Source organism: Faecalibacillus sp. (assembly GCF_047023275.1).
Lineage (GTDB): Bacteria > Bacillota_I > Bacilli_A > Erysipelotrichales > Coprobacillaceae > Faecalibacillus.
In genome coordinates this window covers 36,746-61,312 of the sequence record NZ_JBKYAR010000016.1, presented here as the reverse complement: position 1 = coordinate 61,312, position 24,567 = coordinate 36,746, and the positions used below count along the sequence as shown (strand labels likewise).

The 24,567-nt window shown below is 29.9% G+C and carries 17 protein-coding genes; 6 read left to right on the top strand and 11 right to left on the bottom strand.

Going from position 1 to position 24,567, the window contains the following annotated elements; genetic code table 11:
- The 3 genes from ACLVEP_RS07160 to ACLVEP_RS07150 all read left to right on the top strand — a co-directional run.
- Positions 1–388 (top strand): YfhO family protein (locus ACLVEP_RS07160; protein ID WP_412583861.1); only part of this gene is annotated, 388 nt, incomplete at its 5' end.
- Complete coding sequence (locus ACLVEP_RS07155; protein ID WP_318001012.1) at positions 378–773, top strand: GtrA family protein; 396 nt, start codon at positions 378–380, stop codon at positions 771–773. The genes ACLVEP_RS07160 and ACLVEP_RS07155, both read left to right, overlap by 11 nt.
- Positions 766–1,689 (top strand): glycosyltransferase family 2 protein, encoded by a 924-nt coding sequence (locus ACLVEP_RS07150; RefSeq protein WP_412583859.1) that lies wholly within the window; start codon positions 766–768, stop codon positions 1,687–1,689. Before ACLVEP_RS07155 ends, ACLVEP_RS07150 begins: the two co-directional genes overlap by 8 nt.
- A 17-nt stretch (positions 1,690–1,706) precedes the next feature.
- Here ACLVEP_RS07150 and ACLVEP_RS07145 read toward each other — a convergent pair whose 3' ends face one another.
- From ACLVEP_RS07145 to ACLVEP_RS07135, 3 genes are all read right to left on the bottom strand, one after another.
- Positions 1,707–2,381 carry a hypothetical protein gene (locus tag ACLVEP_RS07145; RefSeq protein ID WP_412583857.1) on the bottom strand — a complete coding sequence of 225 codons (675 nt, stop codon included), beginning with the start codon at positions 2,379–2,381 and terminating at the stop codon, positions 1,707–1,709.
- Positions 2,382–2,518: 137 nt separating this feature from the next.
- Positions 2,519–6,703, bottom strand: a complete 4,185-nt coding sequence (locus tag ACLVEP_RS07140) for a carbohydrate-binding protein (RefSeq protein ID WP_412583855.1) — start codon at positions 6,701–6,703, stop codon at positions 2,519–2,521.
- A 129-nt stretch (positions 6,704–6,832) separates the two neighbouring features.
- On the bottom strand, positions 6,833–9,271 hold the full coding sequence (locus ACLVEP_RS07135; RefSeq protein ID WP_412583853.1) for a glycoside hydrolase family 3 N-terminal domain-containing protein: 2,439 nt from the start codon (positions 9,269–9,271) through the stop codon (positions 6,833–6,835).
- A gap of 166 nt (positions 9,272–9,437) precedes the next feature.
- Here ACLVEP_RS07135 and ACLVEP_RS07130 point away from each other — a divergent pair, with 166 nt between their 5' ends.
- Together ACLVEP_RS07130 and ACLVEP_RS07125 are read left to right on the top strand one after the other, a co-directional pair.
- Positions 9,438–10,136, top strand: coding sequence for a GntR family transcriptional regulator (locus tag ACLVEP_RS07130; protein ID WP_318000463.1), 699 nt, complete (start codon positions 9,438–9,440; stop codon positions 10,134–10,136).
- 186 nt (positions 10,137–10,322) lie between these two features.
- Positions 10,323–11,729: an ISL3 family transposase gene (locus ACLVEP_RS07125; RefSeq protein ID WP_412582684.1), complete on the top strand. Its 1,407-nt coding sequence runs from the start codon at positions 10,323–10,325 to the stop codon at positions 11,727–11,729.
- Positions 11,730–11,969: 240 nt separating this feature from the next.
- Here ACLVEP_RS07125 and ACLVEP_RS07120 read toward each other — a convergent pair whose 3' ends face one another.
- The 8 genes from ACLVEP_RS07120 to ACLVEP_RS07085 all read right to left on the bottom strand — a co-directional run bounded on the left by ACLVEP_RS07120 (position 11,970) and on the right by ACLVEP_RS07085 (position 21,970).
- A complete protein-coding gene (locus ACLVEP_RS07120) occupies positions 11,970–14,693 on the bottom strand; it encodes a prolyl oligopeptidase family serine peptidase (RefSeq protein WP_412583851.1) in 2,724 nt (907 codons plus the stop codon).
- An 85-nt stretch (positions 14,694–14,778) separates the two neighbouring features.
- Complete coding sequence (locus ACLVEP_RS07115) at positions 14,779–15,648, bottom strand: AraC family transcriptional regulator (RefSeq protein WP_412583850.1); 870 nt, start codon at positions 15,646–15,648, stop codon at positions 14,779–14,781.
- 79 nt (positions 15,649–15,727) lie between these two features.
- Positions 15,728–16,702, bottom strand: coding sequence for an IS1595 family transposase (locus ACLVEP_RS07110; RefSeq protein WP_257360652.1), 975 nt, complete (start codon positions 16,700–16,702; stop codon positions 15,728–15,730).
- Positions 16,703–16,877: 175 nt separating this feature from the next.
- Positions 16,878–17,825, bottom strand: a complete 948-nt coding sequence (locus tag ACLVEP_RS07105) for a hypothetical protein (protein ID WP_412583848.1) — start codon at positions 17,823–17,825, stop codon at positions 16,878–16,880.
- Between the two features lie 94 nt (positions 17,826–17,919).
- Positions 17,920–18,351, bottom strand: a complete 432-nt coding sequence (locus ACLVEP_RS07100; RefSeq protein ID WP_412583846.1) for a hypothetical protein — start codon at positions 18,349–18,351, stop codon at positions 17,920–17,922.
- A gap of 74 nt (positions 18,352–18,425) precedes the next feature.
- A complete protein-coding gene (locus ACLVEP_RS07095; RefSeq protein ID WP_412583845.1) occupies positions 18,426–20,294 on the bottom strand; it encodes a fructose-specific PTS transporter subunit EIIC in 1,869 nt (622 codons plus the stop codon).
- Positions 20,295–20,309: 15 nt separating this feature from the next.
- A complete protein-coding gene (gene pfkB / locus ACLVEP_RS07090; protein WP_412583843.1) occupies positions 20,310–21,227 on the bottom strand; it encodes a 1-phosphofructokinase in 918 nt (305 codons plus the stop codon).
- Positions 21,227–21,970, bottom strand: coding sequence for a DeoR/GlpR family DNA-binding transcription regulator (locus tag ACLVEP_RS07085; RefSeq protein ID WP_412583841.1), 744 nt, complete (start codon positions 21,968–21,970; stop codon positions 21,227–21,229). The genes pfkB and ACLVEP_RS07085 overlap by 1 nt, the downstream gene beginning before the upstream one ends.
- 188 nt (positions 21,971–22,158) lie before the next feature.
- On the opposite strand from ACLVEP_RS07085, the gene ACLVEP_RS07080 reads away from it, so the two are divergent.
- Entirely contained in the window at positions 22,159–24,519 is a 2,361-nt protein-coding gene (locus ACLVEP_RS07080; protein ID WP_412583839.1) for a fibronectin type III domain-containing protein, read from the top strand.
- Positions 24,520–24,567 lie beyond the last annotated feature (48 nt).

Sequence of the window (24,567 nt, the reverse complement as noted above, 5' to 3'; positions counted from 1 at the left end):
ATCTAAAGGACATTATGATATTAAAAATATTAAAACTTATTCTTTAGATAAAAATACAATTAAAAAGAGAAATCAAGAAGTTGATTGTTTAAAAATTGAAAAAGGAAAAGATATTTTAAAAGGAACAATCGATGTTAAAAATGATGGTTATTTTATAACACGTATTCCTTATGATCGAGGTTATTCAATTTATATAGATGGTAAAGTGGTCAATAGTGAAATTGTTAATGAAGCTTTTTTAGGATGTCAGATTCATCAAGGAAAACATCATATTCAAATTAAATTTACACCTACTGGATATAGGTTAGGAGGTATTTTATTTTATTTTGGATTTATGGTGGTTTTTATAAATTATATAATTGAAAGGAGAAGAAAGGATGAAAGATGATACAAAAGAGATGTTGAGTTATGTTTTTGTAGGAGGCATGACAACACTTGTGAATTATGTTGTTTATTTTATTTTATTAAAAATACATAGTCATTGGTTAATCGCTAATAGTATTTCTTGGTTTTTTGCTGTTTTGTTTGCTTATTATACAAATAAAAGATATGTATTCAAGAGTAAAAATGAGGTTAAAAAGGAATTTATTTCTTTTGTTTTGTTAAGATTTATGACGTTATTGATTGAAAATGTTTGTCTTTATCTTTTAATTGATTTAATGAATATTCAACCAATGATTTCTAAAATATTAGTAAGTTTTATTACTATTCTATCAAATTATGTTTTATGTAAATTTAAAATTTTTAAAGAAGAAGGTGTTTGCCATGGATAAAATAAGCGTTATTGTTCCTTGTTTTAATGAAGAAGATGTTTTACCACTATTTTATAAAGAAGTGACTCATGTTTTAGAAAGCATTGAAAATATTGACTATGAGATACTTTTTATCAATGATGGTAGTCATGATCATAGTGAAGATATTTTAAAATTGTTAGCTCATAAAAATCCTCATTGTTTCTATTATTCTTTTTCTCGTAATTTTGGAAAAGAAGCAGCTATGTATGCTGGACTTGAAAATGCAAGTGGTGATTATGTTGTTATTATGGATGCAGATTTACAACATCCCCCTTATTTATTAAAAGAAATGTATCATTCATTAAAAGACGAAGAATATGATTGTTGTGCTGGTAAACGTGTCGATCGTACTGGTGAAGGAAAATTAAGAAACTTTTTATCACATAGTTTTTATAAAGTTATTCAAAAACTTACAAAAATGGATATGGATGATGGAGCTGGTGATTTTAGAATGATGACTCGACAAATGGTCAATGCTATTTTAGAGTTAAAAGAATATAATCGTTATATGAAAGGTTTGTTTTCTTTTGTAGGATTTAATACAAAATGGATTGAATTTCATAATGTTGAACGTCCTGCTGGTAAAAGTAAATGGAATTTAACAAGTTTATTTTCTTATGCTTTTAAAGGTATTTTCTCATTTTCATCAACACCTATTACAATTGCAGGAGTTATTGGTAGTATTTTAATAGGAATTTCTTGTATTATTTCATTATATTCTATTTTCTTTCATCATGTTTCATATCTTACAAGTTTAGTTTTATTTTTAAGTGGTTTACAACTTATCTTTGTTTCTATCTTAGGTCAATATTGTTCATCATGTTATTTTGAAACAAAACAAAGACCTATTTACATTATTAAAAACACAAATAATATTCATAAAAAAATGGGATAAATGAAAAGGATTGTTATCTATATAGATTCAATCCTTTTTTCACCATAATCTTTAATATTCAACTCTTGAAAAGACAAACAACTTTCTTTATAGCCTTCAGCTGAATACTTCTTTATCAAATTACTTTCTTCTTTTGTTAAGTGTATAGTTTTTCCATGATTATTGATTTTTCTTTGATAAACAGCTAACAACATTTCTTTCTCTTCTTTAGAAAACTCATACTCTAAAACCCACCACTCTATAGCTTTCTCTATTTCCATAAATTCCACAGAAATAATATCTCCACCATTTTTTAAAAAATCATCAATTTGATCAACAGATCTTATTATTTTATCTTGCCAAAATGCAGTTGTAATCACTGGTTGTAAATGACCATTTACATTTTCAAGCAAATACTGCAACGTCTCATTCTTAGCTAATTTTAATATACTCATAGGTGCCTTTTTAAAATAGTGTAAATAAGATATATTTTTATTCAATCGTTCACTATTTTCATTTCTAAACGCTGCTACACATATATCCTTTTCAAAGGTAATCGTTCCTCGCGTTCCTTCGTTATTTTGGATATTATAATTTATTCCATCCCATGAACGTTCATAGGATATTTCTGGATATTTTGCTACAGCAATTGCATGTGCAATAGTAGCTAATATACATCCTTTTTCTAATTCTTCTTTGCTTTTTTCATTCATTTTCCAATAACATCCTCTACTTATTTTTTCGATTATCTATTCGATAATTATATGTTATTCATTTTTTATTTCACAATAAAAGAAAAGGATTGTTTATATGAACAATCCCAATCTTAAATTTTATAATCTAATTATTTTTAACGATTATATTTTCTTTTTCTTAAAACCATAATTCCTAAACCAGCCACTAGAAGCATACCCATCATTGCTATAATTGGAGTATTATCTCCTGTTTTTGTTGATTCAACAACTTGACCAGTAATTGTTTCTTGTCCATCATTTGAAGATGATGGTTGATTACTAGATGATGAATCATTTGGTTTTGATGGTTTTGTATCATCTGGATGAGATGGATCAACATCTGTTTTTACTTTCTTTACAATAACTTCTCTTGTAAATTCAACTTCATTACCAAGAGCATCTACTACTCTATAAACCACTTGATAAGTTCCAGCTTTACTTGTATCAACAGCATTACTTACAACTGTAAGTTTTTCTGTGATATCTGTACCATCAACATCATAAGCTTTAATATCAGCTAATGGATCAAATTTATCACCTACCATAAATTCTTTAGAATCAATAACAAGTTTTGCTTTTTCAACAACTGTAATTGTAAATGTTTTACTTGCTTCATTACCAGCTTCATCACTTACAGTTACTGTAATTGTATAAGTTCCTGCTTGATGACAATCATAATCACCACTCATTGTTAATTTATCTGATAAATCACCATCTACATCATCTATTGCTTTTAAAGCTAATAAATCTTTAATATCAGTTTCATCATCTACATAAATAATAGCATCGTTACCACTAATTTCTGGAGCTGTAACATCTTGTTTTCCTTTAAATGTTAATTGAACATGACGATAATTGAATCCATCAATATCATCATAAATACGAATAAATTGTTTACCAGCTTCTAGTCTTACTTCAATTGTATCGCTATCTTGGTAATTAGCCCATCCACCAGTATTTTTTAAAGTAACTTCACCTAATTGAGTAGTTGTATTACCATCAACTTTCATAATAATAGCTTTTGTATCACTACCACAATTATGACTATAATTTACTTTTAAATCATATAAACCAGCTGTTTTAACATCAACATAATAATCTTGATAAGTACCTGCTGCACCAAAACCAATATTTTTAGTTGAAGAACCTTCAATTGCCCAACCAACTTCTTTTGAACCATCAACAACTTGATCAGCAGTAATTGTTGTCACTTCATCTTTTTTATCTTTGATTTCTACTGCATCTGTTAATTTTTTAATTTGTAAGTTTGTTAATTCAAAGCTTATATTATTTACTTCAAGTCTTAATGTTTGTTTACCAGCTTTTAAATTTAGCATTTGTGCATAACCTTGAACATTTCCCCAATATTTACCAAAAGAAACACTACCTAAATTATCTGTTGCTAATCCTAAACCACCACTTAATTTCAAACCATTTGTAACAGCTTCATCATCTTTAACTTTATAAGTTAAAACATAGTTTCCTTCTTCTTCAACATTTAAGAAGAAATCTAAATAATCTCCTTTAGCACCATTTACTAAAGTACCTTTTTTACGATAAGCATCACTTTCATTTAATTTAACAGCTTCATCTTTTACATCAATACTATCTGGTAAACGATCTGTTTTTAATAATTTAATATTTGAAACTAAATCTAAATCACCATCACTATAACCACTTACTTTAACCGCAATTGTTCCAGCAAGATCATCATAATTTGTATTTGTACGTTCTAATGTAACAGTTGCTGTTGTACCATCTTTGCTTACTTCAACTTTGCTTACTTTAACATATTGAGCAATTTCTTCACTTAATGTTAAATCACTTGTTTTTATTTTTTGATTAAATTTACCACCTGTAATCTTTAAATCAAATGTATTACTATCATAGTCAAGATCACCAATATCTTCTAAGCTTTCTTCATCATCAACTGCTTCAATGATTGTTTGATCACTTAATAAATAATCTTTATCTCCTACTTCTTTAGCATCAATTTCAATATTTAAAGTACGATTACTATCGTAATCTACAACTTCTTGTCCTTTTAAAGTAATTGTTGCTTCTGTATCACTTACTTTATCTAAATCAAAATCAATTCCTTGAGGTAAATCAATATGCCAATTATCTTTATCTAATTGTTCATTAAATTTACCATCTTTTAAATGAACGGTAATCTTTTGACCATCTAATTTTCCTTCTTTTAATGAATCATTTTCTAATTGGATATATGATCCAAATGATAATGATTTTAAATTAAATCCTCCATTATTTTTAGGAACAAACATAATTTTATGACTACCTTCTGGTAAATCAATAGCAACTGTTCCTTTTTTATAAGAACTAAAACTTCCAGTTGTTTCTAAAGTACTTGATGTTGTTAAAACATCATCTATATAAATATCAAATTCAGCATCTTTTTCAGCCTTAGCATATTCAAGTTGCATCTTATAATTATCTGTTTTTTGAACATTGACTGTATATTCTAATTTATCACCATCATCAAAGAAACCAACATTTTCATTATTTTCAGCAATAATATTTTCACCATAGCTATAATCTAAAGCATGAATATAACCTGGAACATTTAAAACATCTTTTGCTTTAGTAAATGTTAAAGCACCAATGTCCATATCACCTTGTGGTAAGGATAATGTAAGTCTTTGTACACCGGCATTTAATTTTACTTGAACTTGAACATTTCTTGTTGTACCCCATGCATTCCAATCACTAGACCAAGTATCAAAACGTTTAGTCACTGTTTGACCAATTTCTTGATTATCTACTTTTAAAACAATTTGTTTATTGTCAGTATTACTATCAACTGATGGTCCACTTGTTGGTCCAATAGCATGAGGAATTGAAACATTATAAAGACCTGCTTCTTTAACATCGATTAGATAATCTGCCCAAGCACCATCTTGAACGTTTCCAAATCCAGAACCATCATCTTTCACTTTTAATTTATCATAATTAACAGCATCTGTTGCTTTTAATACACCTGGGATTTCATTTCCTTTAACTTCAGCAATAGAACCATCCCAAATATAAGTTGCTACATTACCTGCTGGTAAAACAGCATTAAATTGTGTTCCATTCATCATTACTTTAAATTTTTGATCAGAACCACTACGATTTGCGACAATCATAACAATTTTTCCTGTTTCAGGATCTTTAAAAGCAACATTTGTAACAGTTGAACTACTTCCATTATTTGTATCAATACGAACATATCCTGGTTTTACATATTTAGTAAATTGAGACATGATATATACTTCAGGTGTTGCCCAATATCTTTGAGGGTTATTCGCATCTTGTACAAATAATGTTGGATCAGGTGTTCCTACCCAATGATGAGTTCCAATATTACTATCTAACATTGTTACCCAACTATTATAACTTTCAGAACCATTTCTTAACCAAGTAATAATATCATTAGCACCACTTGTTCCCCAAACAGATCTTTCTGTTAAGTTCATACTTAGCTTATCTTTGTAATTATCATAGAAAGATCCCATTGTTGAAGCATTTCCTCCATATGGATGGAAAGCAATACCATCAATATTATAATCATCTCCAGCTTCATTGAAGAAATCTTTCATAAATTTATCAGCACCATCAAAGTTATGATCAAAAGCCCACAATTTAACATCTTTTTCTTGATCATTTAAAATCGTACTTAGCGCTAATTCTTTTTTAATAGCTTTAGCAAGTTTAGCTTCTTGTGTTCCTGTCATTGCACAACTTGGATAATTGATTTCAAGTAATGGTTCATTTTGAAGAGTCATTGCATAAATAGGAATTCCTTGTTTTTTATACTCTTCTACATAACGTACCATATATTTAGCTAAATCATTAATATATGCATCATTTAATTTTCCACCTTTTAATAATAAATCATTATTTTCATATGATTTACTACTAGAAGTCGCTGTTTTCATCCATCCTGGTGGTGTCCAAGAAGATGCAAAGAATTTAAGATTATTTTCTACTCCTAATTCTTTAGCAATTGCTAACATTTCATTAAGAACTTTAATCACACCATAATCTTGATCTTTTTGAATACTAAATCCTTTACCAGTCACATTATTCCAGTCTGGTTTTCCATCTAACTCTTTACCAGTTCCATCATAATAAGTATAGAAATCTTGAGCTGTAAAATCAGATGTTCCAATTGTAACTCTAATTAAAGACATTCCCATACCATTAACTGGATCTAATAATCTTCTTAAAAATGCTTGACGATTTTCATCAGTCATTTTTAATAAATTATGAATTGTTGCTTCTTCAATAGAAGTTCCCATTCCTAATACACTTTGATATGTTTTTTGATCATTAACAATAATTGTTGTTTGTTTAGAATCATCTGCTACTCGTAAATCTAGAGCATCTTTTGTCGCATTTTTATTAGAAATTTCAAATTCACCTTTATATCATGACATACTTTGTGAATTTTCAGAAGATGACATACTTACTTCAACAGCACCTTCTTGTAACATAGCACCAGTCCCAACATTTGTCACTTCTTCAGGAACAACTGGTCCTACATAATCCCCTGCTTTTTCAAATGTATAATAATCAAAGTTGAAATCTTTATCACGTGCTACAAGTTTTAGTTCATGAACACCTGCTTTTAAACTTACTAAAGCTTTCATTTCTTGAGCAGTAAATGTTGTCCAACTACCTGTTGAAACAATAGATGTATTTTTCTTTTCTAAAACTAATTCATCATCTAAATATAATTCAAATGCTCCATCAATTGTTGCTTCATATTGACGTGCTGCTTGAACAGTTAACTTATAAGCTGCCTTTTCAGGTACTTTTATTTTATAAGTCATATAACGACCATCTTGTAAATATCCAACAGTTGTACCATTATTTTCTAATTGAATACTACTATGTGCATCTATAAAGTCTTCTGCTTCTAATTTTCCTTTTGTTTTTTCTAAATCTACAACATTTGGATCATCAGGTGCACTAAAATCACCTGTTTTTTGTGCTTTCTTTAAACCATATCCTACTGGATATAAAACTTTACTTGTATCTGTATATTTACTTGTAATATCTTGAGGATACCAAGTCCATGTAATTGGATTTGTTCCTACAAAATCTTTATCACCTAATAATACATCAGCAACTCCATCACCTTCACTACCTGGAAGCCATGCATTAACAATTGCTTTAATATGTTGATCATTAACATAATCAGCAATTGCAATTGGACGTCCTGTTGTTAAAACCAAAACAATTGGTGTATCAGGATGACTATTTTCAATTTGTTTAATTGTACTGATATCACTAGCTGGTAATTTTAATTGACTAGCACTTCTATCTCCATTACTTTCAGCGTATGGATCTTCTCCTACAACTACAATTGCTGCATCCACTTTTGAAGTAGAATCTGTATATACGCCATTAGCACTATAATTAATAGTACCACCTTTTTTATCCATAGCTGCTTTTAATCCACTGAAAATCGTTGTACCCTTTGTCGTATTTCCAGTTGATCCTTGCCATGTAATTGTCCAACCACTACATTGCTTACCAATGTCATCGCCAGCACTTCCTGCAACCATTAAATTATCCATCTTTTCTAATGCTTGCATCATTGTTTGATCATCTTTAACTGTATCATTTTTTAATAATACTAAAGATTCACTTACTGCTTGTCTTGCAAGTGTACGATGTTCTTGTCCACCAAATAATGCTTGTGCATCCTTATTAGCGTACGCTTTTGAAGAATCATCTAAAAGTCCAATATTTTCTTTTGCTGTTAAAATACGTGCTGTTGCATCATTTAAACGTTCTTCACTAATTTTATTTTCATTAACTGCTTCTACTAAAGCATTATATAAATTTCTCCAACGAGGTGTATCACCATCTTTTTCTGCTACCATCAACATATCAACACCAGCATTGATACAAGCAATAGCTTTATCTTTATAAGATGATTGATTTTCAATTTGATCTAAACCATTATAATCACTTATAACAATTCCTTCAAAACCAAGTTTTTCTTTTAATAAAGTTGTAAGAACATCTTTATTTCCATGGCATTTCTTACCATTAATACTATTATAAGAAACCATAATAGATTGAACACCTTGATCAATTGCTTTTTTATATGGTGTAAGAATTTCTTTAACAATTTCATTATCCATATTCGCATTAATCAAATCATTATAATCACTTTCACTCAATTCAACATTTCCTTGATTCGTACCATTTGTTGTTAAACCTTCTCCTAAATAATGTTTAGCAGTTGAAAGAGTAGAACCATCTTTTTCGATTCCTTTAATATAAGCATTTCCTAAAGAGGTAACACGTTCTACATCATCACCGAAAGTTTCATAAGTACGTCCCCAACGTTCATTATGAGGAACCCCTAACGTTGGTGTAAATGTCCAGTTAGCTCCCATTGCTCTTACTTCACTGGCTGATGCACTACCAATTTTTTCAACTAATTGTTGATCATTAGCTGCTGCTAAACCAATATTATGAGGATAGATTGTTGCACCATATAAATTATTATTTCCATGAACAGCATCTATTCCATAAAGTAATGGAATACCTCCACTATTAATAACTGCTTGTTGATAACTATTTGCTGAATCTGCCCAATTACTTAATTGGTTCCCAGTTGATGGTGCAGCTCCACCACCACTTAAAATTGAACCAATTTTATATTCAGCCACTTCTTCTGGTGTAATCCAGCGGGTATCCGCTTGAATCATTTGCGCAACTTTATCTGTCGAGCTCATACTATTTATTATATTTTGAACCCTCTCTGATATTGTTGACTTTGCATCGACTCTAACAGTTGAAGCTATAACCATTAAAGCCACTAGTAATACTTTCAATATCCTTTTCATCATATTCCCTCCAAATTCATTGGTACAAATTCATTATATGCCTACATTTATATAATGTAAAGCGCTTTCAAATAAAATGTATGGAATATTTAAAATTTGTACCAACAAATATATAATCGTATTGTGAAATAAAAACATTATGATATAATGAGCTTTGGGTGATGATATGTTAAAATACGAAATGATCGTCAATGATCTTCAAAAAAGAATAATGAATGAAGAATTCGAAGAAAACCACAAATTACCTACTGAAGAAAAACTAATAGAAGAATATAAAGTCAGTCGTAATACAATCCGTAATGCAATTAAAATATTAATCAATTTAGGTATTGTTTATTCAGTTCAGGGAAATGGGATGTTTGTTCGTGCACCTAAGAAAAAAGGAACAGTCTATTTAAATTCAACACGCGGTGTAACAATGGATAATCCTGGTAATAAAATTATTAATAAACTATTGGATATTCAAGTAATTGAAGCTGATGAAAAGCTTAGTCAACAGATGAATTGTAAACTTGGCACTCCTGTTTATTATTTAAAAAGATTACGTATTGTCGATGGCATTCCATATGCTTTAGAAAGAACTTATTATAATAAAGACATTGTCCCTTATTTAGGTAAAGAAATAGCTGAAGGATCTATTTTTAGATATTTAAAAGATGATTTGAAATTATCTTTTGGTTTTGCAGATAAATATTTAACAGCTATTAAATTAAGTAAAGAAGATGCTGAATTATTAAAACTTAATGAAAATGATCCAGCTATTATGATCAATGATAATATTCATTTATCAAATGGTCTTCTATTTAACACTTCAAACATTATTTATAATTATCAAACAACTAATTTTTATAGTGTTGCACAATAATCAAAGCTTGTCGGCTATTCAAATAATTTAGGGGCCTCAACTTTGGGGGTCTACTTTAGGGGGCAACTTTAGGGGGATGAACTTCTAATAATTGCCATTGAAAAACAACAGCTAGGATTCTGGCTGTTGTTTCTTTTTATAGTTCATTTATCATTTATATTGTCTAGATACTATGAAAGGAACTATATGAATAATGATATCATGAAATTTTTAAACATTGAAGATAAAGACATAATTATCTCTAAGATTTTAATTGATGGAAATACTAAGATAATTTATTTAGAAAAGACTCTCAAAGTCGAATATTGCCCTGCCTGTTCTTCTAGAATGCATTCAAAAGGAAAATATATTAGAAAAATAAATCATCCTATCCTACAGGATGGCTATCAATTAAAACTTATTGTAACTCAAAGAAAATGGAGATGTACCAACCCTCAATGTAATCTTTACTTCAATGATCAGTTTAACTTTATTAGTAAATATAAACAGTCATCTAATATTACTCCTTATATGATCCTTAATGAAATGAAGAATATACATATCACTACTGCAGATGTCGCTAGAAAATATAATATTTCTGATACTTCCGTACATTATATATTTCTACAATATTTGAACATAAAACGTCTTCCTTTACCTGAAATAATTTCTGTCGACGAAGTATTTTTAGATATTGACTATAAGCATCGTTATGCTCTGGTCATTATGGATTTCAATACTCTAGAAATCGTTGATATCCTTCCCAACAGATGGGAGGAAACAACAAATGCCTACTTTTTATCCATTCCATTGGAAGAACGAAAAAACGTTAAATACCTTATATGTGATATGTATAACCCCTATATCAACTATACAAAACGCTATTTTCCTAACAGTATTGCTATCATTGACAGCTTTCATGTTGTTTCTTGGATCATAAGAAAGATAAATAACTATATCAACGATCTAAAAAAGAAATTCCAAATAAGAGATAAAAAGCTTTACGAAGACACTTGTATAAAAAATAATAAACCTATAGATTTTAAAAATATGCCAACATCTAAAGAGGTCTATCTTCTTAATAATTTTAAATGGCTCATATTACAAAATGTAGAAAATATAGACTATCAAAGTAATGTTAGATACAACCACAAATTAAAAGCTTATTTAAATACTTATGACTATGAAAAAATGTTTTTCCAATTGGACGATAATCTTATACAAATCAGACGTCTAAAAGAAAAATATATCGAGTTTAATAAAACCAAAGAAAGGAATCTAGAAAAAATCAATACTCTCTTAAGCTATATTATTGATTGTTATTCTCATTCAACATTAATCATGTTTAAAGAATTTCCTGAATTATTAAAAGATCATAAACAAGAAATCATCAATTCATTTATTTATATAACTGATAATAATGGAAATGAACGAAGACTATCTAACGGGCCTATGGAAGGATATAATAGGACTCCTAAAGATTTCAAAAGAAATTCAAGAGGATTAAGCAATTTTGAATATGCAAGAAGTAGATTGATTTGGGCTAACAGGAAAAACGAACCTATTTTAGCCACTCCTAAATCAAAAAAAGAAGTATATAAATTTAAAAAATAACTTGTTAAATGTATCTAGACAAAATTAAAGGAACAACCTATTTGATTGTTCCTTTAAACTTATTTTCTATGAATTTTTAGGTTGCCCCCTAAAGTGCCCCCTAACTTTCAACAGGGTTTTCTTAAAACCCCTAAAGTTGTCCCCTAAATAATTTGGCTTTCCCCCTAAATTATTTGGTTACCCAAAAAGAATCACATTTCTGTGATTCTTTTAGCAGCAGTTTTATTCAATTGTATTATTTTAGTCTTCTTTTCTTCTTAATTTTAGTGTACCTAAAGCAGCAGCCATGAATAACATAGCATATCCTGCAACTGCAGTTTCATCACCAGTTTTTGGAGAAGTTTTATCAGTTGTAGTAGTACCTGTTGCTGGTTTATCACCTTTAGAAGTGTCATCTTTTGATGCATCATCTTTCTTAGTATCATCAGCAGCAGTTGCTTTAACTTGTTGTCCAAGCCATGTCCATGCATTTACTCCGTTTTCATCATAACATTCATTGTTATCGAAGTAAATCCATGACCAGTGTCCTGCATATTGATATGGTGTACCATCTTCATTTGTAAATCTTCCAGTTGTATCATGTACATCTTCAAATGCTGAAACATGTACGTTTTTAGCACCAGCAGCTAATAATCTCTTAATTGTTGGTTCAGCACATTTAGTTGGATCTACAGTTGTATCGTTTTTAGCATATGTGAACCAGATTCCCATATCTTTGATTGATTCGATTTGTTCATCTGTAATGTATTGATCTTGGAATGCTTCACAAATTGGGAATGCAGCAGCAAAGTAATCTGGATTAGCTAGGATCATTTCCATAGTCATATATCCACCATTAGAGCATCCACCGATATAGATTCTATTAGGATCAATATCATCATTTGCATCTACGTAATCTTTAATTAATTCCATTAAGCTATCTTTGTAGATTGAACCTTTATCACCGTTTTGGTATTCTCCGTTACCACCATCCATCCACATAGTTGGACATTGAGGAACTAATACATAAGCATTATTTAATTCTTTTTGGAATTCTTCTCCAACATAAGCAGTAACTTCATTTCCTAAAATATCAATTGAAGGGTCATATTTTCCTTCACCAGCACCATGTAACCAAATTACAAGTGCATTTTTCTTATCATCTTTTGCAGGAGCGTAGTCTGCATAAGAATAAACTGTTCCATCACTAGCTGTGTATGATTTTTCATAGATATTGAATTTATCTAATTGAGGACAAATCTTACCATCACCAGCAACGTCAATATCAGCAACAACATTTAATTCACTTACGATTTCATCATCAGATTTTAATTGAGCACCTTTAGCAAGGCTTACATATAATCTATAAGGATCACACCAACTATTGAATCCAGTTTTTAAACTATAAATAAATGGTGATCCTTCACTTGGTGATACATACATTTCGATTGTTAAGTAATTAGATGAACCAGTTACTTTATTTCCGTTTTCATCAGAAGTATAAGCAGCTGTAACTTTTCTATCAGCTTTTGCTTCATAAGTAGAACCATCAGCCCAGTTTGTTGCAGCTTTTTCTTCTACAACACTTAAGTTGTTTGCATCTACAGAGTCTGCATCGATTGCTTTGTCTAATTTGATAACTGTTTTTGTAACAGCTGGACCCCAATCTTCACCTACTACGTAAGCTTTTTGAGTACCAGTAGCAACTACAGTATCTTCTTTAGATTGTCTTGACATCCATTGCCATAAGTTAACACCGTTTTCATCATAGCATTCATTGTTATCAAAGTATACCCATGACCAATGTCCACTATATTGATATGGTGTTCCATCTTCATTTGTAAATCTTCCAGTTGTATCATGTACATCATCAAAATATGAAGTATGTACTTCAGCACCAACTTCTTTTAATGCAGCAACTAAAGCTTCAGTACCTTCAACTTTTACAGTATCATCATTTTTAGCATGAATGAACCAAATTGGTAAATCTTTAAGTTTATCTGCATTTTGTAAATAAGTTTCATTTCCTGCACCTGCAGCACAAATTGGATAAGCAGCTGCATAGAAATCAGGATGAGCATAAATCATTTGTAATGTTGCAGCTCCACCAGCTGAACATCCACCAACGATTACTCTATTAGGATCGATATCATCGTTTTCAGCAAGAATTTTCTTAGCTAAATTGTAAACTGTTTCTACGTTTGTTCTATTTCTACGTTGAGGAACTAATACGTAAGCACCATCCATAACTGATTGGAATTCTTCTCCACCAAGAGCAGTTACTTCATTTCCTAATAAGTCGATTTGAACATCTTCTCCAGTTTCACCAATACCATGATTCCAAATAACTAAAGCGTTTTTATGAGAATCTTTTTTAGGTGTATATAATGAATAAGAGATAGTTCCATTTTCATCTGTATATTCTAAGCTTTTATAATTTTCTCCAAATGAGAATCCATCTAATTGTGGACATACTTTTCCACTACCAGCAACATCAATTACTGATTCAACATCTAATTCGTGAATTGTTTCACCTTCAGACGTAATATCTTGACCATCTACAATACTAACATTTAATTCATATGGGTTAGCCCAAGTATTTCTCCAAGTAGCCATGCTCCATGAAATAGGGCTACCTTCTGATGGAGAAATTTCCATTTCTACAGTAACAATATTAGAATCTTTTGTTACCTTATTTCCGTTTTCATCTGATGTGTAAGCAGCTTTAATTGTTCTTTGTGATTTAGTTGTACCATTTACAACTTGTTCAACAGAGAAATCAGTAGCTGCAACTGATTTTGCATCAATTGTTTTGTCTAGAGTCATGATTGTTTTTGAAACACCACAACCCCAGTCGTCACCTGTGACATAAGCTTTTTGTGTTCCTGTTGCGATTCCAGTTCCTGCTGCGAAAACTGGTGTGCTTAATGATAAAATCATCATTGCACTTGTTACACAACTTAACGATTTTCTAAGTTTATTCATATTTTCCCTCCTCTATGCTTTATATTATAGAGCATTAAGCGCTTACATTCAGGTCAAAAACAATCCAAATTAGTATCATTTTCTATTATTTCACATAATTAATACTTTTTTTAACCATTTTTCTGTATTGTGTTGCTGACATTTGACAATCTTTTTCTAATTCTCTATTTAATGATTTTAAATTTGGAAAACCATTAACCATTGCAACATCAATCAATGGAAGATCTGTTTCTAATAAATATTTTTTAGCACACTTAATTCTTACAGAAGTTAAATAAGATTTAACTGTTGTATTTAAATTTTCTTTAAATAACTTTGATAAATGATTTGTAGACATAGAAAAATGTTCAGCAATATCTTGAATATGTAAATCATCTTGATAATGTTGATCTATATAATTAACAATCTCAGTTATCCTCTTTTTATTTTTTACACTTCTATTTTCAATATAATTTTCTTTTTTATTAGAAATATTTTCTAATAAATAATAAACAATCTCATATAACTTACTCATAATAAGAGCATTTTTATAATGACTTTCACAAAGATAAGCTTCATCTAATTGCCAAATCATTTCTTTTATTTTCTTTGAATATTGATAATCAGGTCTTTCTATAAAAGAAAGTTGATCTATTGTAGGACAAATACTCTTTAGAAATTTATAATTAATTTGTAAAGCATATCCATAATAAGGAATAGGAACATCATAAGATTCAAAAGAATGAATACTTTGAGAATTAATCACAAATACACGATGACCTCCCTGATTTAAATTCATTCCTTCATATTCATATGTCTTTCCATCAATCCACGCAAATCCTTTTCCAGAAAGTGGAACAACAATTTCAATACTATTATGCCAATGCTTCTCAATTGGACCAGATATATCATTGATAAAACGAATTAACTTTATTGGTAATTTTGAATCATCTTCAATTTTTTCATATTTTGCCATCTTGTTATTTTCCCCTCTTTCTAAATACTATTATTTTAGTAAAAAAATTTTCTTTTTTCTTATTTATTTCATTTCTTAATTAACCATCTGACACATGTGCATAGTATGGTTCGGATAAATTGAGTACAGTAATAATTGCTTTTTTAGGACATGGATGTGATTTCAAAACATATTTCTGTATTTTGTTCATGAAGTTCTTTCCAGTATATCTATGGTTGAAACGCCATTCTTGTTCATTCAAAAACAAAGGTAAGTCACGTTTAGTTACTCCATGATATATACCAGTAATATTATTCTTTATATCACCAATTAATACATTAAGCCAATACAATCTATGATTTTCTTCATCATAGAGTATTTTTTCTGATTTTAATGTTATTTTATCAGTTAATCCTAAAAAAGTTGTTTTTCCATCAGTGTTTAGTATTCTTTCTTTTGAAAGTATTGCTTTTTTTGAGATGAATCTAACAATATTATTTGTACTATCTACAGCTACTGGCATTAATTTTAAAAATTTTGGATATTTATTTTCTTTATCTGTTGATAACATTACTAAAAAGGGTTGCTGTTCAGTAGCAACTCCTTGTTTGTGTTCTTCTTTACTTTTTGAGCCTATATAAGCAACGTCTGCTTCATAAAAAAAGCTGTCCAGAATTTTTTCACTGTTACTTTGGGACATAAGAATCCTACATTTTCTACAAAGTAATAGCGCTGTTTTATAATTTATTTCTAATTCATTAGCTAATTCAATCGCAGACAAACCTTTATTTGCCGTAAAAAAGAGATACATTCCTAAAATCAATTTATAAAGATCTAGCTTATTATCTTGAAATATAGTATTAGAAAGTAAGTAATGTTGATGACCACATTCTTTACATTGAAAGACATCACCTCTTTTAATGGAATAGTAATGTGTACATCCACATTTTTCACAGTAAAAGCCAACAGGCCATTTCATTTTAAAAAAGAATTTTACACATTCATCATGATTATTTGCATATTTTCTAGTTAAAGTAATTAAAGAATCCTTTTTTGGTTTTTGATTTTTAGCCATAGTATCCACCTCTTTAAGAAAAGTATATAATATTTTAAAGAAGTGATAGATTATACTCCTCGGTTTAAAGTGAGAATAACGGAGTTAAATCAAAAGATGTGTCAGATGGTTAATTAAGTTTCATTTCATGAAAAAATAAAAAGCATAACACCTATACATGTTATGCCACCATCACTTAAAATTTAAAATAATCTTCTATTTCTAAAACCTCATCTTCAGGTACTTTCAACAATTCTATTGCTTTCGAAAACGAAACATTTAAGCTTTCCATTAGATTTGTTATTGATTGAATATTTTTCTTTCTTCTTTCTAATTTTTGTCCTTGTTCTAATCCTTGTTCAAGTCCCATAGAATGTCCTTTTTCTATATTCTCTCTCGCTATCATTTCTCCTAAATTACACATCTTTTCAACCTCCTTCTCTATTTCTTTAAATTTATATTTTTTCATGACATCTTTTTTTACTAAAAGATCGTATGTATTATTAAAAAATATGACTAATGGTGTCTTTATCCAATCACTGCTTTCATACTTGTCTTCTAGCTTATGATCTTTATTTAAGTATATCATAATCTGTTCATTTTTATCATAGCTATCTAACCTTTCAATTGTTGCTCCACTGATATTTTCTTCAGTTGTTTTATAACGATTAACATGTCCATCTCTTTTTCTAGCTGCCTGTGGCAGTATCCATATCACATAGGCTTTTTTCATTCCATCATAATTTCGATAATCATATTCTTTACCATTTTGACTGGTAATCATTCTTGAAAGATAATCATTTCCTCTTGTTAATAGAGCATAGCCTGGATTTTCTACATTTTGTATTTCAACATCTAGATAGATTCTTTTTGATGTACCCTCTTTTTGTGGTAAGTTGATATAACAGAAATAATCGAATTCTACTTTTCCATGATAGGGAATATCTATTACATTATTTAATTGTTGAAAACCATCATTTCCTTTAATTATTCCAATGATTTCTTCTAGAGATACATCTTTAGCTTCTTTAATAAAACCTTTGATAATTCTTCCTAAAATTTCTGGATGACCTAATATTCTTTTACAGAGTTTATCAATCATGATGATATGATCATTTGATGTGATTTCTAATACTTTATCCATATAATTTTTCCTCCTATTATTATATAGACAATTTTTTGATGTTTTTCTTTTTAATTTAGTAAAAAATTACGAAACAAATTTGTTTCGTAATCATCTATAAATAATTTTGTATATTTTGTGATAATTCTTTTTCAATTTCAATAAGTTTTTCTGTCACCTTTTTTATCTTTGATGAAGCATTTTCATATTGATGCAGATATTTATAAAGTGTTTCTATTCCCATAGAACATCCTTCAAAAAGAAGTGAAGCAATTGTTTGATCATCTTCATTCATTTGTATTTTAAAATTCATTTTTAACCATGACATGCCTTTTGCTATGAGGGAAGGTTCTTTCTCTTGAAGATGATGTTCTTTTAATAATTGATCAACTTCTTTTTTTAAAGTTTGATGTTTATTTTTTGAAGTAATGCAGATTTCTTTGAATTCATTATTTTTAATGACATCTAAAACTTCATCTAAAGATGAAATTGCCATTTTTAATCCTGAATCACATTCTTTTAATAATAAAATTGTATCATTATCCATTATATATGTTCCTTTCAAACATAATATTCCCTTTTTAATAAAAAAAATTCTAGGCTTTCACCTAGAATTCAATATTATTTTAAAGGTTTCTTTAATAAAGCTAAACCTAACATTCCTACTACTGAACCAACAGCTAATGCAAATAGATATCCAAGAGGATTAGAGATAACACCGATAACAAAGATTCCTCCATGTGGTGCCATTAATGTACAATTAAAGAACATTGACAAAGCACCAGCAGTTGCTGAACCAACGACACATGCAGGTAAGATATGTAATGGATCAGAAGCTGCAAATGGAATTGCTCCTTCAGTAATAAATGATAATCCCATAATGATATTTGTAAGTGTTGTTTGTTGTTCTTTTTTAATAAAACGATTTTTAAAGAAGAATGTTGCAAGTGCAATAGCTAGAGGTGGAACCATCCCACCAATCATAACAGCTGCCATGATATCATAGTTTCCTGAAGCAATCGATGCAGTTCCGAAAACGTATGCTGCTTTATTGATTGGACCACCCATATCAATCGCCATCATACCACCAAGTAACATTCCAAGAACTATTTTACTTGAACCACCCATTGATTTTAAAGCATTTGTAAGAGCTGTATTGATAGCAGCAACTGGTGGATTAATAATAAATGTCATAAGTAATGCCATTAATAATAATCCAAAGAATGGATATAAAAGAACTGGTTTTAATCCTTCAAAAGCATCTGGTAAATGATCAAATAATTTACGTAAACCTTTCATTAAATATCCAGCAGCAAACCCAGCTACTAAAGCTCCTAAGAACCCTGAATTTCCTTGATTTGCAAGTGCTCCACCAACAAATCCAACAGCAAGACCAGGACGATCTGAAATCGACATTGAAATATATCCTGCAAGAACTGGTAACATAAATCCAAAAGCTGTATCTCCTGTTGTTTTAAAGAAAGCAGCTAATGGTGTATTTTTACCAAAGTTACTTGGATCAATCTTATAGTCATCAAATAAGAAAGCTAAGGCAATTAAAATACCTCCATCAATAACAAATGGTAACATATGACTGACACCATTCATTAAATGTTTATAGATTTGACGGCCAATACTTTCATCGCTTTCACTTTCTACAGTTGTAGAAGCATGATCTGCATGATAAATTGGTGCATTTCCACTTAAAGCTTCATTAATTAATTCTTCTGCTTTATTGATACCATCTGCCACTTTGACTTGAATGACAGGTTTTCCATCAAAACGAGTCATTTCGACATTTTTATCAGCAGCTACAATAATAGCTTCACATTCTTCAATTTCTTTAGCAGTTGGAGCATTTTTAGTTCCACCACTACCATCAGTTTCGACTTTGATTGTAATTCCCATTTGTTTTGCTTTTTCTTCTAAAGCTTCAGCCGCCATATAAGTATGCGCAATACCTGTAGGACAAGCAGTTACCGCAAGTAAACGATAAGTTCCTGTAAATTCTTTTTGCGCTTCTTCTTTTTCTTCTTCTTTAGATTTTTGTGCAGCTTCTTTTTGATTAATTAAATCCATAAATTCTTCTACACTTTGTGCATTAATTAAAGAATCTTTAAAGTCTGTATCCATTAACATTTGTGATAACATCGCAAGAATTTGTAAGTGTTCGTTTCCACCTGTTTTAGGGACCGCAATCATAAAGAACAGTTTTGCTGGTTGATTATCTAAAGATTGATAATCGACACCGTCTTTAACAACCATTGCTGCAAGTCCTGGGGCATTTACAGCTTCACTTTGAGCATGAGGAATCGCAATACCTTCACCAATTCCTGTTGTGCTTAATTCTTCACGTGCGTAAATTCCTTGTTTATAAACATCTTGATCATTTAAGTTTCCTTGTTTTGCCATTAATGAAACTAAAGTATCAATAGCTTCATCTTTATTTGAACATGTAGCATTTACATCAATTGAAACATCTTTTAACAAATCTAAGATCTTTATTTATAGTTCCACCACTTGTAATTGTTTATAGACTTCTTGAATCATTGAAGCTTCCGCTAAATCTTCGCTAAAAGCAGTAGCGCCACCACAAGCACTTCCTAATTTTAAAGCTTCATCATATTTTTTATCTTTTAAATATCCAGCAATAAATCCAGCAACCATACTATCACCACTACCAACACTATTTAATAATTTTCCTTTAGCGCCAGCACAATAATAAACATGACCATCTTCACTGACTAAAATAGCACCATCTTTTCCAAGAGAAACAAGAACATTAATAGCTCCTTGTTCTTGAAGTTTTCGAGCATAGTGAATAAGATCTTCTTTATTTTCAATTCTGACATTGAATAATTCTTCTAATTCACGATGATTTGGTTTAATTAAGAAAGGATGATAAGGTAATACTTTCTTTAATAAATCATTAGTTGCGTCAACAATGATCTTAATACCTTGTTGTGCTAATTTTTTCATAATTTGTTCATAAATATCATTAGGTAATGATGATGGAATACTTCCAGCAAGAACTAAAATATCATTTTCTTGTAATTGATTTAATTTATCAAATAATTCATCTAGTTTTTCTTGTGGAATATCTGGACCGCTTCCGTTGATTTCAGTTTCTTTAGCACCTTTCATCTTAACATTAATTCTTGAAAGACCACTTTCTAACTGACATAAATCACAAGTAAATCCTCTTTCTTTTAATTCTTTAACAATTTCATCACCTGTAAATCCAGCTACAAACCCTAAAGCTGTTGTTTCAAGATTTAAACGGCTTAAAATAGTTGAAACATTAAATCCTTTTCCTCCAGGATAAATTTCTTCTTGTTTTGAACGATTTGTTTCCCCTTCTTCAAAACAATCAACATGCATAATATAATCCAAAGACGGATTAAAAGTAATCGTATAAATCATTAGTCCTTTACCTCCACAACTGTTGCCTGTTCCTTTATTTCTTTTTCACAGTGATCTGTGATAATCATTGCATCATTAATTTGACCAAATGTTACATGGTAAACTTTATTAAATTTACTATGATCAGATAAAACATAACTCATTTGACATCTTTCCATTGCTAGTTCTTTAATCGCTGCTTCTTCACTATCAGGTGTCGTAAAACCATTTGTCATATCAATACCATTTGTTCCAAAGAAACCTTTAGAAAAATGATAACGATTTAAAGACTTCATCGTATTAGCTCCTACACATGCTCCTGTAATATTTCTAACTTCTCCACCAAGACAAACAACATGGAAACCTTTTAAAGTAAGTTGTTGTGCTTGCATCAAGCCATTTGTAATATAATGGGCATTTTTTTGATCTAAATACTCGATTAATTCTAATGTTGATGAACCAGCATCTAAATAAACAACATCATTATCTTCTATTAATGAAGCTGCATACTTAGCAATCTTCTTCTTTTCATCTGCATTGAATAATTGTCTTTTCGCAAGTGGATCTTCTGTCGTTTGAGTTGCTTTAGGAATAAGTGTTGCTCCTCCATGAACTCTTTTTAAAAATCCCTGATGATCAAGTTCTACTAAATCTCGACGAATACTTGATTCACTAGCACCCGTAAGTTCAACAAGATTTGCAACCGTTACATTTCCTTTTTTATCTAATTCATTCAGTATAATCTTATGACGTTGATTATCCATTCAAACCACCTCTTACATTTTTATTATATGACCGTTCAATCAAATTGTCAACATTATTTTGATTGTTTGGTCATATATTTGACTGAATGATAATTATATTTACACTTTCTTAAACTATCTTTTACCTTATTTTGATTTTTGATTATTTAGATATCTTCTATAATTTCGGTAGAAAAAGGAGAAAATTTATGAACAAAAAAAACAAATTAATTGCATTATCAGTATTATCAGCGATGTCACTAACATCCGTTTCACCATTAGCTATTAACAGTTTTACAAATGTTATAGCACTTCAAGGTGACCAAACAGTCAACAAAGGAACTGTTGTCATGAATCAAGACACAACAATTAAATATTTAGATACAAACACTGATCCAGCCGATGGAACACAAGCCAAAAATAAATGGGGACAATACACTGGTTGGACACGTACTTATAAAAATGGCGACAATGCTTCTTTAAATGGTCAATACAATGACAATGAATGGAAAGAACAAAACGGAGAATTCTCTACAGAAAAAGGAACTTTAAATAAAGAATCTCGTGCTTATTTCTTTAGAGGCTATTTCAATGTTGATCAAGCCAGTCAAGTAAATGGTATTCATTTAAGTTTTAATTATAAAGATGCTGTCATTGTTTATATCAACGGTCAACAATTAACTGCCTTAAATGTACCTGATGAAGGTTACCGCAGCCAAGATAGTGGAAATGGTAGTCATAAAGATAACATGGGATATGGAAGTAAAGAAACTTCTTCAAGTGTAAAAACTGCAGATCTCTATTTTAGAGATATTAAAGATATGCTTACAAATGGTAAAAATGTTATTGCCTTTGAAATTCATAAAAGTAATGAAACCCGTGAAGGATATTTTAAACTTAATGAATTAGGAATCAATCCTGATGAAAGCTTATTACCTGAAAGAGAAAGTTTAAAAGCTATTTCTTTATCTGTAGGAAGTACACCAACTGAACTTAATTTAAACTGGTTTTCAACAGATAGTACGAATGGACAAATTCAATTCGCTAAAAAAGCAGATATGACTGGAAATGAATTTCCTGAAGCTAAAGCAAAAACAGTAAACGCTAAAATTGAAAAAGCACAAGCTGATGGGTATTACGCTAATAAAGCAACAATGAGTGATTTAGAAGAAAATACCGCTTATGTTTATCGTGTAGGAAATAATGGTCATTGGTCAGAAACTTATACAACAACAACGAAATCTAAAGGTGATTTTAGTTTCTTATTTGCTGGAGATCCACAATTAGGTTCTTCTGGTGATTTAGCTGCTGATAAAGATGGATGGAAAAAGACATTAGATCTTGTTAATACAAATCCATTATTTAAAGATGTACACTTTATTCAAAATGCTGGTGACCATGTAGAAGCTGGTAAAAATGAATCTCAATATGATGCTTATTTATCTAACTATCAAGGAAGTGTGGTTTACTCTACACCATTTGCAAATGCCGTAGGTAACCATGATTATGCAGGTACTGCTTATAATGATCACTTTAACTTACCAAATGTCAGCAATTTAGGAAGCAGTGGTCAAGGAAATGCTCAAGGTGATTACTATTATATTTATAACAATGCATTAATGCTTGTTTTAAACTCAAATAACAGAAGTACTGCTGAACATGAAGAATTCATTAAAAATACTCTTGCTAAGACAAAAGATAACCAAGATATCAAATGGAAAATCGTTGTTTTCCATCACTCAATTTATTCATCAGCATCTCATGCAAGTGATAATGATATTCTAGCAAGAAGAGATACTCTTGCTCCAATGTTTAGTCAAAATGGTATTGATTTAGTTTTAATGGGACATGACCATGTTTATACACGTAGTATGTTAATGGATGGTACAACTGCTTTAAAAGATGAATCATTTGATCAAAATGGTAATCCAATTCATGAAGTCACTGATCCTAAAGGTCTTACTTATATTACTGCTAACTCAGCTAGTGGTAGTAAGTATTATGAATTTACTTCTAATTTAAGTGGTGATTATATTGCTGTTAAAAACCAAGAACATACACCAAATATTACAAAATTAGATGTTAAAGATAATCAATTAAAAATTGTAACTTATCGTACTTCTGATTTATCTGTTGTTGATGATTTTACAATCAATAAAACATCAACTGAAACTGTTGATAAAACAGAATTAGAAAAATTAATTAATGAATGTAGTCAAATCGATGATTCAACTTATACAAAAGAATCATTTGCTAAATTACAAGATGCTTTAGTAGCAGCTAAAACAGTGCTTAACAATAATGATGCTACAAATCAAGATGTTGAAACAGCTTATAACACTTTAAAAGAAGCTAAAGAACAATTAGTTAAAAAAGAAACAAATCAACCAGTTTCTTCAATAACTGATAAAAAAGATAATACTTCATCTACAGACAAAAAAGATAACCCAACATCTTCTAAAGTAAAAACTGGTGATGATACTCCTCTTCTTGCTTTAGAGATTGCCTCAACAATGGCTATTGTTGCTGGAGCTATCATTGTTATCAAAGCAAAGAAAAAAGAAAACTAATCATTAAGAAAAATATATATTAAAACAGGACCTGTTTATCATAAACAG

Excerpts from the sequence above, each read along its gene's own strand:
- ACLVEP_RS07120 (WP_412583851.1), bottom strand. The coding sequence starts at position 14,693 with ATGAATAAACTTAGAAAATCGTTAAGTTGTGTAACAAGTGCAATGATG.
- ACLVEP_RS07115 (WP_412583850.1), bottom strand. The coding sequence starts at position 15,648 with ATGGCAAAATATGAAAAAATTGAAGATGATTCAAAATTACCAATAAAG.
- ACLVEP_RS07140 (WP_412583855.1), bottom strand. The coding sequence starts at position 6,703 with ATGGGAACTTCTATTGAAGAAGCAACAATTCATAATTTATTAAAAATG.
- ACLVEP_RS07125 (WP_412582684.1), top strand. The coding sequence starts at position 10,323 with ATGAATAATGATATCATGAAATTTTTAAACATTGAAGATAAAGACATA.
- ACLVEP_RS07085 (WP_412583841.1), bottom strand. The coding sequence starts at position 21,970 with ATGGATAATCAACGTCATAAGATTATACTGAATGAATTAGATAAAAAA.
- ACLVEP_RS07110 (WP_257360652.1), bottom strand. The coding sequence starts at position 16,702 with ATGGCTAAAAATCAAAAACCAAAAAAGGATTCTTTAATTACTTTAACT.
- ACLVEP_RS07150 (WP_412583859.1), top strand. The coding sequence starts at position 766 with ATGGATAAAATAAGCGTTATTGTTCCTTGTTTTAATGAAGAAGATGTT.
- ACLVEP_RS07105 (WP_412583848.1), bottom strand. The coding sequence starts at position 17,825 with ATGGATAAAGTATTAGAAATCACATCAAATGATCATATCATCATGATT.
- ACLVEP_RS07145 (WP_412583857.1), bottom strand. The coding sequence starts at position 2,381 with ATGAATGAAAAAAGCAAAGAAGAATTAGAAAAAGGATGTATATTAGCT.
- pfkB (WP_412583843.1), bottom strand. The coding sequence starts at position 21,227 with ATGATTTATACGATTACTTTTAATCCGTCTTTGGATTATATTATGCAT.
- ACLVEP_RS07080 (WP_412583839.1), top strand. The coding sequence starts at position 22,159 with ATGAACAAAAAAAACAAATTAATTGCATTATCAGTATTATCAGCGATG.
- ACLVEP_RS07100 (WP_412583846.1), bottom strand. The coding sequence starts at position 18,351 with ATGGATAATGATACAATTTTATTATTAAAAGAATGTGATTCAGGATTA.
- ACLVEP_RS07130 (WP_318000463.1), top strand. The coding sequence starts at position 9,438 with ATGTTAAAATACGAAATGATCGTCAATGATCTTCAAAAAAGAATAATG.
- ACLVEP_RS07135 (WP_412583853.1), bottom strand. The coding sequence starts at position 9,271 with ATGAAAAGGATATTGAAAGTATTACTAGTGGCTTTAATGGTTATAGCT.
- ACLVEP_RS07155 (WP_318001012.1), top strand. The coding sequence starts at position 378 with ATGAAAGATGATACAAAAGAGATGTTGAGTTATGTTTTTGTAGGAGGC.